Annotated in this window: 15 protein-coding genes; all 15 read right to left on the bottom strand. The window is 37.4% G+C overall.

From position 1 onward, the window contains the following. Window positions 1-72 precede the first annotated feature (72 nt). Window positions 73-1038 carry a beta-galactosidase small subunit gene (locus tag ACQ4QH_RS04975; protein ID WP_439818011.1) on the bottom strand — a complete coding sequence of 322 codons (966 nt, stop codon included), beginning with the start codon at window positions 1036-1038 and terminating at the stop codon, window positions 73-75. Further along, entirely contained in the window at window positions 1019-2908 is a 1890-nt protein-coding gene (locus ACQ4QH_RS04980) for a glycoside hydrolase family 2 TIM barrel-domain containing protein (protein WP_439818012.1), read from the bottom strand. Before ACQ4QH_RS04980 ends, ACQ4QH_RS04975 begins: the two co-directional genes overlap by 20 nt. 168 nt (window positions 2909-3076) lie before the next feature. After that, on the bottom strand, window positions 3077-5776 hold the full coding sequence (polA, locus tag ACQ4QH_RS04985; RefSeq protein ID WP_439818013.1) for a DNA polymerase I: 2700 nt from the start codon (window positions 5774-5776) through the stop codon (window positions 3077-3079). 131 nt (window positions 5777-5907) lie between these two features. Continuing rightward, window positions 5908-6627 (bottom strand): Bax inhibitor-1/YccA family protein, encoded by a 720-nt coding sequence (locus ACQ4QH_RS04990; RefSeq protein WP_439818014.1) that lies wholly within the window; start codon window positions 6625-6627, stop codon window positions 5908-5910. Between the two features lie 111 nt (window positions 6628-6738). Then, window positions 6739-8079, bottom strand: a complete 1341-nt coding sequence (gene murC, locus ACQ4QH_RS04995) for a UDP-N-acetylmuramate--L-alanine ligase (RefSeq protein ID WP_439818015.1) — start codon at window positions 8077-8079, stop codon at window positions 6739-6741. A 106-nt stretch (window positions 8080-8185) separates the two neighbouring features. Next, the gene (locus ACQ4QH_RS05000) at window positions 8186-8536 is read right to left on the bottom strand and encodes a hypothetical protein (protein WP_439818016.1); all 351 of its coding nucleotides are present in this window, start codon (window positions 8534-8536) and stop codon (window positions 8186-8188) included. Window positions 8537-8551: 15 nt separating this feature from the next. Then, window positions 8552-9190: a YtpR family tRNA-binding protein gene (ytpR, locus tag ACQ4QH_RS05005; RefSeq protein WP_439818017.1), complete on the bottom strand. Its 639-nt coding sequence runs from the start codon at window positions 9188-9190 to the stop codon at window positions 8552-8554. 42 nt (window positions 9191-9232) lie between these two features. Further along, window positions 9233-10306, bottom strand: coding sequence for a glutamyl aminopeptidase (gene pepA, locus ACQ4QH_RS05010; protein ID WP_439818018.1), 1074 nt, complete (start codon window positions 10304-10306; stop codon window positions 9233-9235). 29 nt (window positions 10307-10335) lie between these two features. Further along, a complete protein-coding gene (udk, locus tag ACQ4QH_RS05015; RefSeq protein ID WP_439818019.1) occupies window positions 10336-10971 on the bottom strand; it encodes a uridine kinase in 636 nt (211 codons plus the stop codon). A gap of 33 nt (window positions 10972-11004) precedes the next feature. Then, window positions 11005-12381 (bottom strand): sensor histidine kinase, encoded by a 1377-nt coding sequence (locus ACQ4QH_RS05020; RefSeq protein WP_439818020.1) that lies wholly within the window; start codon window positions 12379-12381, stop codon window positions 11005-11007. An 8-nt stretch (window positions 12382-12389) separates the two neighbouring features. Next, entirely contained in the window at window positions 12390-13109 is a 720-nt protein-coding gene (locus ACQ4QH_RS05025; protein ID WP_439818021.1) for a response regulator transcription factor, read from the bottom strand. A gap of 115 nt (window positions 13110-13224) precedes the next feature. After that, window positions 13225-14454 carry an MFS transporter gene (locus ACQ4QH_RS05030; RefSeq protein WP_439818022.1) on the bottom strand — a complete coding sequence of 410 codons (1230 nt, stop codon included), beginning with the start codon at window positions 14452-14454 and terminating at the stop codon, window positions 13225-13227. An 18-nt stretch (window positions 14455-14472) separates the two neighbouring features. Continuing rightward, on the bottom strand, window positions 14473-15414 hold the full coding sequence (locus tag ACQ4QH_RS05035) for a DMT family transporter (RefSeq protein ID WP_439818023.1): 942 nt from the start codon (window positions 15412-15414) through the stop codon (window positions 14473-14475). A 101-nt stretch (window positions 15415-15515) separates the two neighbouring features. Then, window positions 15516-16652: an RNA polymerase sigma factor RpoD gene (rpoD, locus tag ACQ4QH_RS05040; protein ID WP_002827077.1), complete on the bottom strand. Its 1137-nt coding sequence runs from the start codon at window positions 16650-16652 to the stop codon at window positions 15516-15518. Window positions 16653-16662: 10 nt separating this feature from the next. After that, a complete protein-coding gene (gene dnaG, locus ACQ4QH_RS05045) occupies window positions 16663-18528 on the bottom strand; it encodes a DNA primase (RefSeq protein WP_439818024.1) in 1866 nt (621 codons plus the stop codon). Between the last annotated feature and the right edge of the window lie 102 nt (window positions 18529-18630).

Genomic DNA, 18630 nt, shown 5'->3' on the forward strand with positions numbered 1-18630 from the left:
CTACCAAACGGTTAGATCCATGACCTTTGCGGATATCTAAAAAAATAAACTTTACTCTTAACTATCGTCTTACTATTTTGTTGGTTGAATTGTAAAGTCAAATGTGTGATCAGTTTCAGCAGAGATGTGATATGGTGGCTGCACATCTGTTCCCCAGCTATCAATACCACCAACACCACGTACCTCGCCATAAATTGTTACCACAGTCCTTCTAGGAACTGGTAATTCTTCAATATGAGTGGCATTTTCGATCTCAATAGCAGTATAGGGTAATGCTGAAAAGGCAAATGAATCAGTCAATTGCTTAAACGTTAACAATCCAGCTTCTGTTGAAGCATCAGCGTTGTTTAAACTTGTTGAACGACTGACTGTCAGACTTGAGGTCTGCATGTGCATGCCCATTTCTTGAGGTACAATGTAGGGTGTTAATGGCAAACCAGCAACTTCATAAGTGCCAATTTGGCCACCAGCCATACGGTCAGGATAGGTTTCTCCTGATAATCCTGCATAACTATAACCATCTGCGACAGTTGGCATAACAAATCGCAAGCCTAATGTTGGTAACTCAGGCAAGCCTGCTAGACCAGTATAGTCAACTTGCATATTTATTTGTCCATTTGCAACAACCGTGTAGATGACCTTTACAGTTGTTTGTGGCGTTGTAGCAGTTAAAAATGTATAAGTCAATGACACAGAGCTAGCATATTCATTAGCTGAAAAACGGTTATTCTCAGGAGCAATCGGTAATCCAAGTTCTTCACCATCAACATTCACGGTCACTGAAGTAGCCTCAGTAAACATATCCGCACCGAACCAAGTTGCTGACTTTGTCGAAAAATGACTACCACGATCATTATCTGTTGTTGCTCGCCAGAAAGTTAATTTTGGTACCCGGTATAACCATTCCTTCCCATTAACATTTAATGATTCAAGACCACCCTTTTCATAACTGAAAAGGTAATGGAAATTTTTACCTTGTACACCTAATGATCCATCACCATACACGATTTGCAACTGATTAGTTATCGTAGCGTCCATAATAATAGCTTACCTCCTGTATTGCTGGCTTAGGCTGACGATTTGCGAAGACAATCCCATCACCGGAAAATTCATAATCTGAATGTCGCTCATCAAAATCACCACCATAGCGAAGTACCTGTTTACCTGTTACTTCATCCGTCACATATAAAGCCTGGTCGATGTAGTCCCAAATAAAACCACCCAAGTAGGTGTCAAATTCATCATACAAATGAACATATTCATCAAAACCACCGACTGAATTTCCCATGCTATGCATATACTCGCAATTTAAGTATGGTTTCTTAGGGTTATTTGAAAGATATTCTTGGATATCAGCGGGTGACGCATACATACGACTCTCAACATCTGACATACGATCTTCATCCACTCGATTTTGAAATATACCTTCATAATGCGTTAGTCTTGAATCATCTACAGATTTAAAGTATTCATCCATTGCGACAAGGTTATCACCAGTATATGATTCATTACCTAATGACCAAAATAGAATAGATGGGTGGTTTTTGAATTGCTCAAAATTCGACTGTGCACGGTCTAAAACAACATCTAACCACTGTGGAATCGAACCTGGTACATTATATGATGGTTCAACTGCGCCCATTTTCTGCCAGGTACCATGTGATTCCAAATTAGTTTCGGCCATCATATAAATACCAGCTTCATCACACATACCGTACCATGGAATTTGATTTGGATAGTGTGATGTTCTAACAGCATTGATATTATTTTCTTTGAATATTTCAATATCTGTTTTCATTTCATCAAGGGTAACACTGCGACCACCTACTGCACTCCATTCATGACGGTTAACACCATTTAAATGTAACGGTACGCCATTGATTGTTACATGGTTATCCGCATCCTTAACTAAACGACGGAATCCAAAGGCATATGGTACGACAGCGATAACTTGTTTATCTGAATCAAAAATTGTGACGGTTAGTTCATATAAATCGGGTTGCTTGTGAGACCAAAGCGCAATATTTTCAAATGATTCATTGATCTGAATAGTTTGTTCAGCAGTCATCGTTCGTTCGAGTACTGCCTCTCCCCTTGGGTTATTAACAATAATCTGAGCGGTTGTATCAGGTAATTCACCTGCTAAAGTTAATGCAACTGACAAACTTCCTGAACGTAAATTATCTGAAACAATTGGCTTGAGGTGAACATCGACTACATTAACTTGTGGGATTGCGACCAAATTAACACTTCGGAAAATACCTGAAAAACGGAACATATCTTGATCTTCAATGAAAGCAGCCGTACTATACTTGAACACTTCAACAGCCAGCTTGTTTTCACCATTAACCAAATATGGCGTTAAATCAAACTCTGCCCGCGAAAAACTATCTTCAGAGTAACCAACAAATTGACCATTTAACCAGATATACATGGCTTCTTCGACACCATCAAATTGAATATGAACATCATGCCCATTAAAATTATCAGGTAGCGTAAAAGTTTTAACATACTGGCCAACCGTGTTATCACTTGCCTCACTAAAAGTACCTGGATATGTTTTATCTGCACCCAATGCATAAGGTGGTCGCCGATAAGTTTTACCTTCCCATGGGTATAACGTATTAATATACTGTATCTGACCAAAATTTTGTAATTCTATATGCCCAGGAACTTGAATATCATCAAAATTTTCAGTATTAAAATTTAATTCTTCAAAATTAAGTAGTCGTTCTGCTGGCGTCTTTGCAAAATGAAATCGCCAAGTACCATCTAAACTACTAATTAAACTTGATTCACCTTGCACCACTTCAGCTGCTGATCGGTAGACTTTATGGTCACTATGTGCCGGTAATTTACCTACTCTAAACACAGTTGGATCATCTAGCCATTCTAACTTTGCTGTCATAATATCCCCCTAAAATAAATACAACGTTTATGGAAACGTTTTCAATTATCTATTGTAACTTAAATAAATGGTTGTGTCTCTAGAATTGCCTAGATTGTACCACACACGACACTATTAAAAAAAGATGTTAATCATCTGAAAAAATGAATAACATCTTCTAAATTTACATTATTTTGCATCATACCATGATGCACCAACGTGGGAAGAAACTAACAAGGGTACATCTAGTTTAACCGCACTATCCATTACTTTGGTCACAAGTTTCTCTAGGTCAACCATTTCACTTGCGGGCGCTTCAAAAATCAATTCGTCATGCACCTGTAACAACATATGTGCTTGCATACCAGCCTGCTCAATAGCAGCCTGAACTTTAATCATCGCAATCTTAATAATATCAGCCGCTGAACCTTGAATAGGTGAATTCATGGCCGTACGCTCTGCAAATGATCGTGCATTAAACCTTTTTGCTTTGATATCTGGCAGATAACGACGACGATGAGCAATTGTTTCTACATAACCTGTTTCTCGAGCGGAAGCAATAATATTATCAGACCATTTTTTGACATCTGGATATTGATCAAAATAGGTTTCAATAATTGCTTTCGCTTCCTTGCGTGATACACCAATATTTTTTGAAAGCCCGAAATCTGAAATACCATACACAATTCCAAAGTTAACCGCCTTCGCTTGACGACGCACATTACCTTCGACAGGTTCATCATCCTTGATGCCAAAAATACGACGTGCAGTTGCTGCGTGGATATCTTCATCATTTATGAAGGCAGCCTGCAGATTTTTGTCACCAGTAATATGGGCTAGAACACGTAATTCAATTTGTGAATAATCAGCACTTAGAATTTGCCAGTCTGGCTGACTTGGCACAAATGCCTTACGAATTTGACGTCCTTCTTCAATTCGCACAGGAATATTCTGCAAATTGGGATCAACTGAAGATAATCGGCCAGTTTGTGTCAAAGTTTGTAAGTATCTTGTATGCACCTTTGAATCAGAACCATGAATAACCCGTAAAAGACCCTCAACATATGTTGATTGAATCTTAGCAACTTGCCGATAAGCTAAGATTGATTCTACGATTGGTACATCACCCATTTTTTCTAGCACTTCAACACTGGTTGAATAACCAGTTTTAGTTTTCTTGATTGGCGTATACTTCATTTCTTCAAACAGAACGACACCCAATTGCTTAGGAGATTGAATATTAAATTCATGCCCAGCTTGTTGATAAATTTTTTGTTCAAGCTCACTTAACCGTTCAGTTAATTTACTACGCATTTGCAACAGTTGTTCAGAGTCAACAGTAATGCCAGTTGATTCCATAACCGCTAAAATTTTGGTTAGTGGCAACTCAATATCTTCATACAAGTTTGTCTGCTCATGGCTTGACAATCTGTCTAATAAAGGTTCACGTAGTAGATTAATGGCCATCCCTTTGCGACCAAGATGTTCAAAAAAATCTGCATCAGCTGCGGGGATGGCAAACTTAGCCCCTTTACCATATACTTCTTCATCAGTCATCACAGCATAGTAGTCATTATCGTGTGCTAATGCACCTAGGTCATTATTGTTATCATTAGTATCCAGCAGATAAGATACTAACAATAAATCAAAAGACACACCTTTCAGTGCAATGCCTAGTCGCTTTAAGCTAACATATAGTTCTTTTGCGTTAAAAACATTTTTGAGAATTGTTGGATCTTCAAGAATTTGCTTAACAGGTGAATTTTGCGTTAACAACTCAATGTCCCGACTAGCAAAATAACCATCTGTTTGGTTTCCAATTACAAAACCAATCGGATTTGCTATATGATAATTTTCATTATCTAATTCAAGATAAAAACTTACTGTGTCTTTTAATTGAGAAACATGGGCTAAACTTGCTGGTGTAATAGCTGATACATCTAACGTTGTATTATTAATGTCAAACTCTGCATTTTTTGTATGACCACTAGTTGGTACGGTATAACCTTGGTTAGCAAGTTTTACTAATTGTGCTTTAAAGTCTAAGTGCTGGTAAAAAGGAATAATGTTTTCATAATCTGGACCATGGTAGTTCAAATCTGATAATGAAATTGCCACTGGTGCATCAGTTAAAATTTTAGCTAAGTCACGTGATAACATCGCATCTTGCTTTCCATTAACTAATTTTTCCTTTTGCTTTGATGCCTTCATCTCATCAATTTGCTCATACATTTCAGGAATTGAATGATATTGTTTTATGAGTTTCAATGCCGTTTTCGGACCAATCCCAGCAACGCCAGGATAATTATCACTGGTATCACCTTGCAAACCTTTGATGTCAACAATTTGTTTTGGCTCTAAACCATCATAAAGTTCTGCAATCATAGCTGGTGTATAGTGATCAATTTCTGAAATTCCTTTTTTCGTTACCCAAACAGTTATATCGTCCGATACTAGTTGGGTCATATCACGATCACCAGTCACAATGGTAACAGAATAACCATTCTCTTCACCCAAACGGGCCATTGTACCGATAATATCATCTGCTTCAAAACCAGGAAGCTCATAAGACTTAATACCGTGTAGTTCCACCATTTTACGCAACGGTTCAAATTGCTCTACTAATTCTTGTGGCGTATTGTCACGGTTTCCTTTATAATTATCAAATTTTCCTGTACGAAAAGTTGTTTTACCCGCATCCCATGCAACTAGTGCTAAGTCAGGATTAAAAGGATCAATAATACCATCTAACAGATTATTAAATCCAACTAACGCATTCGTATGTAGACCTTCATGGTTAACAAAACGATCGACTTGGTTTATCAATGCATAAAATGCTCGAAAAGCCAAAGAATTACCATCAATTAAAAGTAAAGTTGGTTTTGCCATAATTATCTCGTTTCTGGGTAACATACCCTTTTTCTCTACTAACAGTTTATCAGAGTTCAAATAGTGATGACACCCTTTACATACAAAAAGCGTCACCTTGTTGTTACAAGGTAACGCTTTTAAGTTATTGATTAGTCACGTGAACCGAATGCTGTAAACAATTGCAAAATGTAAATGAACATATTAATGAAATCCATATACAAGTTTAAAGCACCTGAAACAGCGATTCCCTGCGTCAATTGCGCATCATTTTCGCCGTATTCAAAGTACATTGCTTTCAAGCGATTCATGTCATATGCAGTCATAACAGCAAAGACAAGCACCCCAAGAATTGATATGAAGAAGTAAACCACACTATTAAAGAAAAATAGATTGATAATACCTCCGATAATCAAAGCAATCAACGATCCAAATAGGATTGAAGACAAAGATGCTAATGACTTCTTAGTAAAATAACCGTATGCAGCCATTACAGCGAACAAAAATGCAGTTGTTAGAAATGCTACTGCAATCATCCCAATGTTCACAGTTAAGCCAATAACCGTAAACGTAAAGCCGTTAAGAACTGCAAATCCCATTAGCATACCAAATGCCTGTGCTGGATTTTTGTACACACGGCTTGAAAATAGCCAAACAAATCCCATCATGATACCAAAAATAATCAGTGACGAAATTGGACTACTAAAAATCCGAACAATTGGTGCAGCAAAGAATGTTGTTCCCAAGTATGCTGTCACCGCTGTGACAAGCAATGCTAACGCCATATATAAATAGACTTTTTTAAAAAAGTTATTCACACCACTTACATCAGGGTTTACGAGCCTTGGTTCTTGTTTTTGAAAATTATCCATATCTACCTCCTACGTTGTCAAATTGTGACAATGGTTTGGTGAACCTTCCCACTAATTATAGTATAACAGAAAGCTTATCCTAAAATTAATATTTAGCATAAAAATTAACTTTTATTGTAAATTAGTTTGGGTATTAGCCAATAATGTTTCAAAAGCAAATTCAGTCATTTGTAAATCCCCAGCTCCCATAAAGACAAATACTCCTTCTTCATCCGCCAATAATGGAGCTACCTCGGTTGGCGAAACAATACCTTCAAACTTAGAGATTTTCTTTCCTAAGTCAGCAGAGCTAATTTCTCCTGCAGTTTCACGTGCTGAAGCAAATATCTCTGTTAAAAATACATTGTCAGCTAAATCAAGTGCTTTTGCAAAATCATCTTGATATGCAATGGTTCGTGAGAACGTATGTGGTTGGAAAACAGCTGTTAATTTACGATCAGGATATTTTTGACGGGCCGCATCAATCGTTGCAGTGATTTCTGATGGATGGTGTGCATAGTCATCAATGATTGTCACTGGCCCGATATGTTTTTCCGTGAAACGTCTTTTAACTCCTTGAAATGTCAATAATTCCTCTTGAATTAATTGCGTTTCAATCTCTTCAAAGTATGAAACAGCAACGACCGCCAATGTGTTCAAAACACCGTGCTGACCAAACAAAGGCACTTTGAAATTACCTAAGAATTCATCGTGATAGTAGGCATCAAAACTTGATCCCTTCGTTGAGCGCTTAATGTTAGTTGCATAAAAGTCATCAGTTTCCTGATTCGTACCATAATAATAGACTGGAACAGACACATTAATTTTACGAAGTTGTTCGTCATCACCCCAAGCGAAGATGCCTTTTTTAACGTTATTACCAAAGTCTTCAAACGCACTGCGGACATCATCAATACCCGTATAGTAATCCGGGTGATCAAAATCAATATTTGTCATGATTGCATAATCAGGCGTGTAATCCTTAAAATGACGACGATACTCATCAGCTTCAAAAATGAAGAATCGTGCGTTTGGTACACCCTTACCAGTACCATCACCAATTAGATATGAAGTTGGTGCAATTCCTGATAATACGTGTGAAAGTAACCCTGTTGTAGAAGTCTTGCCATGAGCACCAGCAACCCCAATTGAAGTATATTGCGTAATTAATTGTTCAACCATATCAGGGTATGTCAAAATTGTTAGTTCATCCGCCATAGCTAATGCCGCAGCAACTTCAACTTGATCATCTTCGAATGAATTTCCTCGAATGACGGTCATTCCCGGCTTAATATTAGCTGCATCAAATGAATAAATTTGAATTTCAGCTTCCTCAAGTGGCTTCTGAGTAAAAGTATATTCATCAATATCTGATCCAGAGACTTGATACCCTTGATCGTGCAAAATTAACGCCAACGCACTCATTCCTGAGCCCTTAATACCAATAAAATAATAATTTGGATTTTTGTTCATTTTTCTCATCCATTCTAACGTAAATATCGTTCGTTAAATTCTATTAAATCTATCTTATCAGAAAAAAACATCTGCTGATATAATTTCAGCAAATGTTTTTTAAAGGTTAATGACCAGTAAAGTAGCCATTGTGATCCCTAGCGGCTGAACTATCTTCTTCTAAAAGAATGTCATCTAGGCTAAGTCCCAATCCAGTTTTAATGGATTTCGGCTTATTAACCTTTGATACTTTGTTTACAACCTTTTTAGTCTTTGAGGCTGTTTGTTTTTTTGTAGTCGGTAACTTTTGAGGTTTTAAAAGTTCTACTATCACCGGTTGTCTGTTCGATATTTTTGCCAAATCATCATCAGTTGCCAAAGAAATATATTCTGTCTTGGCAGCCAACAATTCTGCAACCTGTTGATCATAGGTATGCATTAAATTTGTGTATAAAACAATTGGTCGCTGCAAAGCCATTAAATCACCACCTTTTTACTTAAACAGTGATTGTGCAGCCATAGAGTTGACGTCAAATGGTGTACCAACTGGTGCAAAGTCATCTGGCAAAATTAAAGCACCTGGAACTTGTGGCGCATTTGGTAATCGCAGTTCGCGACCAGAAACAATCATACCATCTGACGAAACTCCCCGTAGTTCACCTGGCCAAATGATAAGTCCTGAAGGCATCATTGCCCCAACCTTAGCGACTACAACCTTAATACCTTGTTGCATGTTAGGTGACCCTGAAACGATTTGAACACGTTCATCATTATCAATAACCGTTGTTGTCACTTGAAGGTGATCAGAATCTGGATGTGGCTCTGCCTTTTCAACATAACCAACAACAAATTTAGGTTCTTCATCTATAATCAATTCTTGAGTAAATGCTGCTTTCTTAATCAGTATATTTAGTTTTTCAACTTGTTCACTAGAGAGAAAGACTTGCCCCGAAACACCTGATAAATCTAATGATTGGCTGATATTAATAAAATTATAGCCAATTAATTCGTCATTATCACCGATAAACTGAACAACATTCCCTGCATGATTGATATTGAAGTTGGTTGCTTGATTAGTTAATACAACTAGGTTGTCACCCATTCCTGATGGATTATAGCTGGCAATTAGCATACTGTCAGTACTCCTTTTTATTAATTTAATTTTTTAAAATAATTAGTCGCCATAAATAATGTCATTAACTGTTGTCGCGTCTAACTTTTGCGCTAGTGTTTCCACCAATGCTTGCGCAGATTCAAAGTCGGCCACTGACCAAACTGTTTGGTGTGTATGGATATAACGTGATGCCACACCTAACGCGACAGACGGAATACCTTGATTCTGTGACTGTGCACCATGTGCATCAGTACCACCTTTGGCAACAAAATGCTGTAACGGAATCCCTGCATCAGTGGCTGTATCTAAAACAAATTCCTTTAATCGTAGTGGCATAACCACACCAGGATCAAAGACGCGTAATAATGCACCGTGATCCATTTGACCTTGTCCCGCTGAGGATAGCGTATCATCTGCTGCCGATGAATCTAATGCAAAGAAAATATCAGGTTTTAGCTGGTTAACAGCCGGGCCAACACCTCTTAATCCAACCTCTTCCTGCGTATTAGCTCCCATAATCAGAATATTTGGCAATTCTTTGTTTTTTAAATTCTCTAATGCATTCAAAATTGTCACTAAACCGAAACGATTATCCCAACTTTTCGATACAACGCGCTTACCATTAGCCAACATTTTCGTTGTGACGTCAGGGACAATGAAATCACCTGGATAAATGCCATATTCCGCCACTTCATCTGCAGAAGTGAAGCCACCATCAAACAAGATATCTTGAATTTGTGACGTACCATTAATATTTCCCTGACGTAAAAGATGTGGTGAAACTGAAGAAGAAACAACTGGATAAGCGTTATCACGCGTGAAAAGTGTAAAACGCTCAGCAGAGACTGTGTATGGATTCCAACCACCAACTGGTGCGACAACTAGCATTCCGCGTTGGGTAATTTGTGTGACAATAAAGCCAACTTCATCCATATGGGCACCAAACATAATTCGTGGTGCATTAGCATCCTCATTATGCCTAATACCATAAAGACCACCCAAACCATTTTGAACAACTTCATCAACCAATGGTGAAAGATCGTCTCTAAATGCTTGTCTAACGAGATGTTCCTGACCAGACGTCCCCTGCAGTTCCGTATACTTTACAACACGATTCCAAATTCGTTCTTCCAATATTCTCACGCTTTCTTTAGGAAATTTATTTATGCCTTGTTTTGACTTAAAATTGCTCGAATTTGAGCTTCCAACATTCCGATACCGACCGTATTTGCGCCACCTTCCGGTAGGATAATATCAGCGTAACGCTTTGTGGGTTCCACAAACTGGTGATACATCGGTTTAACAGTCTCCATATATTGGTTGACTACTGAATCGACCGTTCGTCCACGCTCAACAATGTCACGTTGCATCCGACGAATAAAACGCAAATCATCATCAGTATCAACGTATACCTTAATGTCTAGCAAATCACGTAATCTTGGCTCTGTAAATAATAATACCCCTTCTAAAATAATTACATCCGCTGGAGCTACTGTAATTGTCTTATCTGAACGTGTATGATTTGTATAATCGTAAGTTGGCTGCTCGATAGATTCACGATTTAATAATTGCTTTAATTGAGAAATCAATAATTCATTATCTAGTGAATCAGGATGATCATAGTTGGTCATTCGCCGTTCAGCCATACTTTTTTCACTTTGATCACGATAATACGCATCTTGCGGAACCATAACGACCGACTCACCTCTAAGGCGTTTAATGATGTCCTGGCTAACGGTTGTTTTTCCAGATCCAGATCCTCCCGTGACACCGATAACCATTGGGCGTGAAATAGACATGTTAAACCTCTTTCTTTATAGTTAAAATAATCTTTATTGCAGTGGTAAAGTGACTGTGATTGTTGTACCAACGCCCACTTGACTGGTCAATTCAATTTTTCCTTGTGCTTGCTCAACCAAATCATTCACGATTGCTAACCCTAAGCCAGTACCTGGAATTGATTTTGTGCGAGACTTATCAACACGATAAAAACGTTCGAAAATACGATTTTGTTCGTCACTTGGAATTCCTAGTCCAGTATCCTTTACTGCAAATACTAATTCATTTGCTGTGACCATCGCTGAGACCTTAACTGAACCATCTTGCCGATTGTATTTCATCGCATTACCAATCAAATTCGTCAAAATTTGTTCAAAATTACTCTTATTTTGATTCACAACAAGTGTATCGTTAACTGCATTTTTAAGTGTTAAATTCAAGTTGTCTTTAATTTCGGCTTTCGCATTAAAAATCTTCTCAACCATTTCAGACATATTAAATTGTTGTAGCGTGTTTGCTCGCTCAGGTACTTTTGCCAACGTCAAAATATCATTAGTCAGGTCTAGCAAGCGTTTTGTCTCAGATTGAATAATTTCTAAAAATTGTTGTCTATCTGTTGGATCTTCTTGCGCCCCGTTTAATAATGTTTCTGTAAATCCAGAAATTGATGTCAAAGGTGTCCGTAATTCATGTGATGCATTGGCAACAAACGCAGTTTGCATGTCCTTCATTTGAATGACTTCTGTCATATCATAGAGCAGAACTAATAGTTCAAAGTGTCGTTCGCGTGTTTCATAGTAAACGACTGAAACGTCAACTGTCTTATCATCAATTTTAACTAATTCGCGAAATTTCTTTTTTTGTTTCAGCGCTTGTTCAAAAAGCTCCATTAAACGATGATATTTAATCACATTATCATAGTGTTGATTGATCAAACTATGTTGCACACCGAGTAATTGACTTGCTTGATCATTCGCTTGAATAATCTTACGTTCAGGAGTAATTTGTAATACTCCCAATGGCATATTCTCCATCAAGGTCTCCATTGTACTACTCTGTTCCTGCATAATTTTAATGCGCTTACTATTTAAATGCTGAACACTATTAATTGCTGCTGCAAGAGGTGCTAAAGAATCATCTGGGTGCATCAAGACATGCGCCGTATGTGTATGAGTCGTTTCCAGATCTTGTAATTTCTCAATAAACAATGTTAAATGTGCATCTCGTCTTTGTCTTTGAATTTCTAAGGCTAAGGTTGTTGCACCAGCCAAAATCATTGAAAGTAATACTAAAACATGCCATTTTAGAGTCACATTTTGGTCACCCGTCAGTGAGGTCAACCATAGTATGAGCCAAATAATTGCCGCATAAATAAACCAGAAAAGAACAAAACGTTTTGCTGATTGGATTAATTCATCAATATTCATCATTCAACCCCTTACTCTTGTTCATCATGTGAGCGGTCAAAACGATAGCCAAATCCACGAACTGTTTTTAAATAAACAGGATGTTTTGGATCCAGTTCAATTTTATCGCGTAGATGTGAAAGGTGCATGTCAACCATCCGAGTATCTGGACCAGAAAACTCATAACCCCAAACGCCGTCTAAAATGGTCTCACGACTAAGAACGCGTCCTTCACGCTCAGCCATGTATGCTAATAATTCATATTCTTTTGGGGTCAGTTTAACAATTTCACCGTCAAATTGCACAACCATCTTATCAAAATCAATCGTTAAATGACCATATGATTGACTATGTTTCACACTCTGTTCTTTTTCCGTTTGTGTTTTCTGACTAAAGCGTCGTAAAACTGCATGGACGCGTGCAATAACTTCTCTTGGACTGAATGGTTTCGTCACATAATCATCTGCACCAATTTCTAGACCAACAACTTTATCAATTTCGTCATCTAAAGCCGTCAACATAATAATTGGAATTTGATTTTTCTCAGCTCGTAATTCACGAGTAACGTCCACACCGCTTTCTTCAGGTAGCATAATATCTAATAAGACAATATCAATTTTTTGTTCATGAATAATGTCTAATGCTTGTTTACCATCCACGGCCGAGACTACATCAAAGCCAGATTTCTTTAAGTTATACGTTAGTAGAGTTTGTAATGATGGTTCGTCATCAACGACCAAAACTTTTGTCATAACTAAAAACTCCTATTTTTATCTATTAATTACAAGTTTACCACGAAAAATGGGTAAATTGCTGACATACATTAAGGTTAATCATTGCTTTTTAAATAACTGAATATTCATTAAATTAAAAGCTGTTTTTTCTTACTAACTTTTGTGCATGGTAATTACTTAGAACTTTAATTACTAACATACCAACAATTAATAGCGCACCAAGTAAGAAAATAGTCCACTCACCCATTATGGATACACCGTATCCTAACGCTACTGTGATAATTGGTGAGAATAAATCAGTTGCAAAGAAAGAGATGCCAAAAACACGACCCAAGTATTCCGGTGCACTGGCTTGCTGTCGCACAGTATTGATTTTAATAACAAAAGCTGAACGGGCAAAACCATACAGAATTACTAATACAATAAATACCCAAAGATACTTAAAGAATGTTGCTATTAAAAATGCAGCACCTAACAAATAGAAATCTCGGTACATAGAACTCATTGTATTATATTGTGGTAATTTTGCTAATATTACACTAACAAAAACGCCCGCAATGGCCGCTAAAGTTAACGCTGTTGAATAACTCGTTGCTGTACCATGATAATTATGCTGAATAAGATACGGCATTGCTAGAATAAATCCCTCAAAGAAAAAGTTTGTCCATATCGTCAATAGCATTGATTCAAAGAGTTTAGGTGATTGTTGCACATATTTAAATCCTGCCGTTAAGCTTTGTAAGAAAGGCTCAATAATATGCGGCTCTTCCTTTGGTGCTGGTCGATACTTGATTGCTAAATTAAACAGTACTGTTACCAATAGCATAATGCCAAGGATTTGCAGGAAAGTTCTTAGATTGATCCACTCAAAATGTAATAATAAACCACCTACTAACGGTCCCATTGCTTGTCCTGTTGAAAATGCTGCACTGGCCCATGCGTTAAAGCCTGCTAACGACTTTTCTTTGATGACATCAGGTAAGATTGCTCTCGTTGCAGGATATGAATATGAAACATCAACATTTAGAATAAAGGTCAACATGAATAATATCCATATTTGTGGTTTAGCTGGATCAATAAAGAATGATAAACCTAATGCCCCGATTGCGCCTAACAAATCAGCTACTAGTAGGACTTTTTTTCGATTAAATCGGTCTAAAATTGAGCCAACAAAAATATCATTAAGGACATAGACAATGAACCCGAAACCAGTCAATATCCCAAGAATTTCAGCATTACCATAACTTGCTACCAAGAACCAATTCAACCCAAATCGATAAACGCCATCGCCGAAGACTGACGCAAAGTTCGATGCGAGTAATGGAAAACTAAAATTTGTTAATTTAGATTGATGTTCTTCCATACATCATACCCCCTTTTACTATAGAAACTTAATAATCGCTACACCCACTGCCATAATAATGACACCAATAATTTGAATCAGATTGATTGAAGACTTAGCAGATCGCCACCAACCAAATTGTTGAACCAGCATTGAACCCGTGATCGACCCAATTAATCCCATTGTAATTGTTAGTCCTGCACCAATTTTTGGAACAGTTAGTACTGTGGCAAGGACAAAGGAACCGCCGAGTATACCACCAAACCAATTCCAAAGCTTTGTCGTTTTCAATTCAGATAATTTAGGTAGCCGACGTTCAAGAATTAGTGAAAAAATCGCAATTAATATAAAACCTGTAAAAAATGATATAAATGCAGCTTGTTCAGAACTATGTAATAGGGTACCCAAATGACCATTAATAGCTTGTTGGGTTGCCGAAATAGCCCCTGCAATAATTGCCCAAATTTGCCAGAATAATTTACCTGTCCCTTTTTCTAAATTATTCAACATCAGTTCATCTCTTTTTAACTTGCTAGGTAAGACAACCGCACAAACAACGCCCAATATTAGAACCACCAGACCGACTAATCGCAGTACGGTTAACGGAATAATCGCTGCCTGGAACCAACCAAAAGTATCTATGATTGTTCCCATTAAAATCTGACCAAGAATTGGTAGAATCACTGTTTGCATCGCACCAAGTTTTGGAAATAAGACAACATTAGACGTTAAGTAAATGCCTCCTAATAAACCACCTAGCCAGATCCACATTGGTTGGGTAGTAATAAATTCTCTCGTAGGCCATAGATTACCCGACATTCCCCAGCTTAATAATCCTAAAAATACTGTACCCACTAAAAAAGAAATTGATGCTGCTAAAAATGGTGACCTGACAATTCTACTCAAGTCAGAATTAATTGGATTTTGATTAGCTAATAAAAATCCAGCTAAAAGAGCACATCCTAAAGAAATAAAAACCATCTGCCTACTCCTTACACATTAACAAGATTTTTTATGTAAAAAGAGTGGCTTTAACTACGAATTAATAGTTAAACCACTCTATAATTGTTGCCTTATGTTACTTAATCCAAGAAATCACGCAATTGCTTTGAGCGTGATGGGTGACGTAACTTTCGCAACGCTTTTGCTTCAATTTGACGGATTCGTTCACGAGTAACCCCGAATACTTTACCGACTTCTTCTAAAGTACGTGTACGACCATCTTCAAGACCAAAACGTAGTCGCAACACATTTTCTTCACGATCAGTTAGTGTATCAAGCACTGATTCTAGTTGTTCTTTCAACATTTGATAGGCTGCTGAGTCAGCTGGCGAGACAGCTTCATTATCTTCAATGAAATCACCTAGATGAGAATCATCCTCTTCACCAATGGGTGTTTCCAAAGAAACTGGTTCTTGTGCAATCTTCAAAATATCCCGAACCTTCTCAGTTGCAACATCCATTTCAGCACCGATTTCTTCAGGTGTTGGTTCACGTCCCAAATCCTGTAACAAATTACGTTGAATTCGAATTAATTTGTTAATTGTTTCAACCATGTGTACAGGAATTCGAATGGTACGCGCTTGATCAGCAATTGCACGGGTGATTGCTTGACGAATCCACCAAGTGGCATAAGTTGAGAACTTGAATCCCTTACGATAATCAAACTTCTCAACCGCCTTCATCAATCCCATATTTCCTTCTTGAATTAAATCAAGGAATTGCATACCACGACCAACATAACGCTTGGCAATAGAAACCACTAATCGTAAGTTTGCTTCAGCTAATTCTTGTTTTGCCGTTTCATCACCAGCTTCAATTCTTTCGGCTAGAGAAACTTCTTCATCCCCAGTCAACAAAGAAACTCGACCAATTTCCTTCAGATACATACGAACCGGATCATTAATTTTCATTCCAGTTGGTGCATCTGCAGCTTGTTTCAATTCCTTTGCAGACAGCTTTGTCTTTTTATTTTCTAGCGCACGCGCAGTGGGTTCACCATTTTCATCAACAACAGAAATTCCTGCTGATTCGATTTGATCATATAAATCATCAATTTGATCCGCATTCAAAGACATTGGCTTAACAACTGCCTTTTGCAAATCAGTTTCCTTGATTTGCTTATCTTTCTTAAATTCTTTGATGATACTCTTAACCGCTTTATCAAAATCAGTTTTACTGAATTGAGCAGCACTTTCCTCTGTTTTCTTTGCAGTCATAGTAAACTCCTTAATTATCTAAATTCTTTGTTTGCTTTTGTTTTAAAACTGTCATATATTCAACGCTCAGTTGTGCAATACGTGCATGATCATGCAATTGATTTGCTTCTTTTATATCACGTGATAATTGACGAATTTTTTCCTCTAACGGCGCTTCATCACTAATCACACGAATATACTCTGAGACTTGCTCTCGATCCATAAATAGCTCTGAATCAATTTCTTCCAATGATGCTAATATTCGAGTTAATTCAGGTTTTTGCACATAATCCATAAATGCCGCCATGTCTGTTGCTGGTTGTTGCTGATACTCTTCACGATACGCCATAGCAATCATATACAATGTTTCATATGGTACATCCTGAAAAGAAAAATCAGCATGATTAGTAACTTGCAACCAAACATCATTATCACGGAGCATCCATGCTAGCAATATTTGCTCAGCTTTTTCTATACGTGTAACACTCTTTTTAATGATTTGATTATCAGAAAAGGACTGATGTCGAGATTTTTGTCTATTACCCGTTTCAGCGTTAGTAGCTCCTGGTGATCGTTGCGCTTGTTTTTGTAATAAAATTGGACGAATTTGATCCTGTAATGCTTCATAGCTCAAATCAAATTCATTAGCAAGCTGACGTAAAAATTGTTCACGTATAACAGGCTCTTTTACTGTTGCAATGACCACTAATGCATCACTAATATATGAAAACAATTCAGTTTGATTGTGTAAATTACGATCAATCTGTAAATATCTTAAATTAAAAGTAACCGGGTCTTCAACATTGTGAACTAAAACTTGATTAAATGCCGTTGCATCATTTGAACGCAAATATTCATCAGGATCTTGATTATCCGGAATATGAATAATTTGTGCAGACAAACGTCCTTGCTGTGTAATTAAATCAAGTGCTCGCTTTGTCGCCTTTTGTCCTGCCATATCGGCGTCATAACTAATACTAATCTTATCAGTCATTCTCGATAAGCGTTGTATTTGCTCAGACGTCAGTGATGTTCCCATTGAAGCAACACCATTTTGCACACCAGCTTGAAACGCTGCAATGACATCCATAAATCCTTCAAAAAGAATGACCTGCTTCTTTTTCTTAATGGTATCTTTTGCTAAATCCAAATTGAATAATTCTGCTGATTTATTAAATAGTAGACTTTCGGGTGAATTAATATATTTTGGCTCATCATCATTTTGAGTTAACTTTCGACCAGAAAATGCGATCGGGTGTCCTGCACTGTCTCTAATCGTAAATAGTACACGGTTAGCAAATCGATCATGAAGACTGCCATCAGACCATTCGACAAATAATTCTGATTTGCGCAATAACTGATAATCAACCTTTTGTGTTTGGAAGTAATCATATAGAATATTTCCTTCAGGTGCATACCCTAACATGAATGCATCGATTGTTTTCTCATCTAATCCTCGTGAAGTTAGATACGACAGTGCTTCTTCACCTGAAGCAGTATTAACCAACAAGTGATGATATAGCTTTGTTGCCTCTTGATATAACTCGCGCAATGCTTTAATCTCTGGATCAACCTGTACGTTCTGATCATTATCAAGATACGCTTCATCCAAATCAACACCAGCCTGTGGCGCAACTTTTGCAACAGCCTGTGGAAATGATAAATTCTCAATCTCCATTAGAAAACTAAAGACATTTCCACCCCGACCACATGAAAAACAGTGGAAAATTTGTTTCTCTTCATTAACAGAAAATGAAGGTGTTCGTTCTTCGTGAAACGGACATTTCCCAAACAAATTACGCCCTTGTTTCTTTAACTGTACGTATGGTGAAACAACATCAACAATATTAACGCGCTCACGAATTTCTTCAACGAGATTCTGTGGAATTCGTGCCATAATATTTCACCTCCGTTCCAATGAAAATGAACTTTTCCAGCTCCTATAATTATACGCTTGAATATTTAATATGCAAGTATCTTGTCAAGCCCTATGAAAACA

This window comes from Weissella paramesenteroides, from assembly GCF_051903945.1.
In the GTDB taxonomy this organism is placed as follows: Bacteria; Bacillota; Bacilli; order Lactobacillales; family Lactobacillaceae; genus Weissella; species Weissella paramesenteroides_A.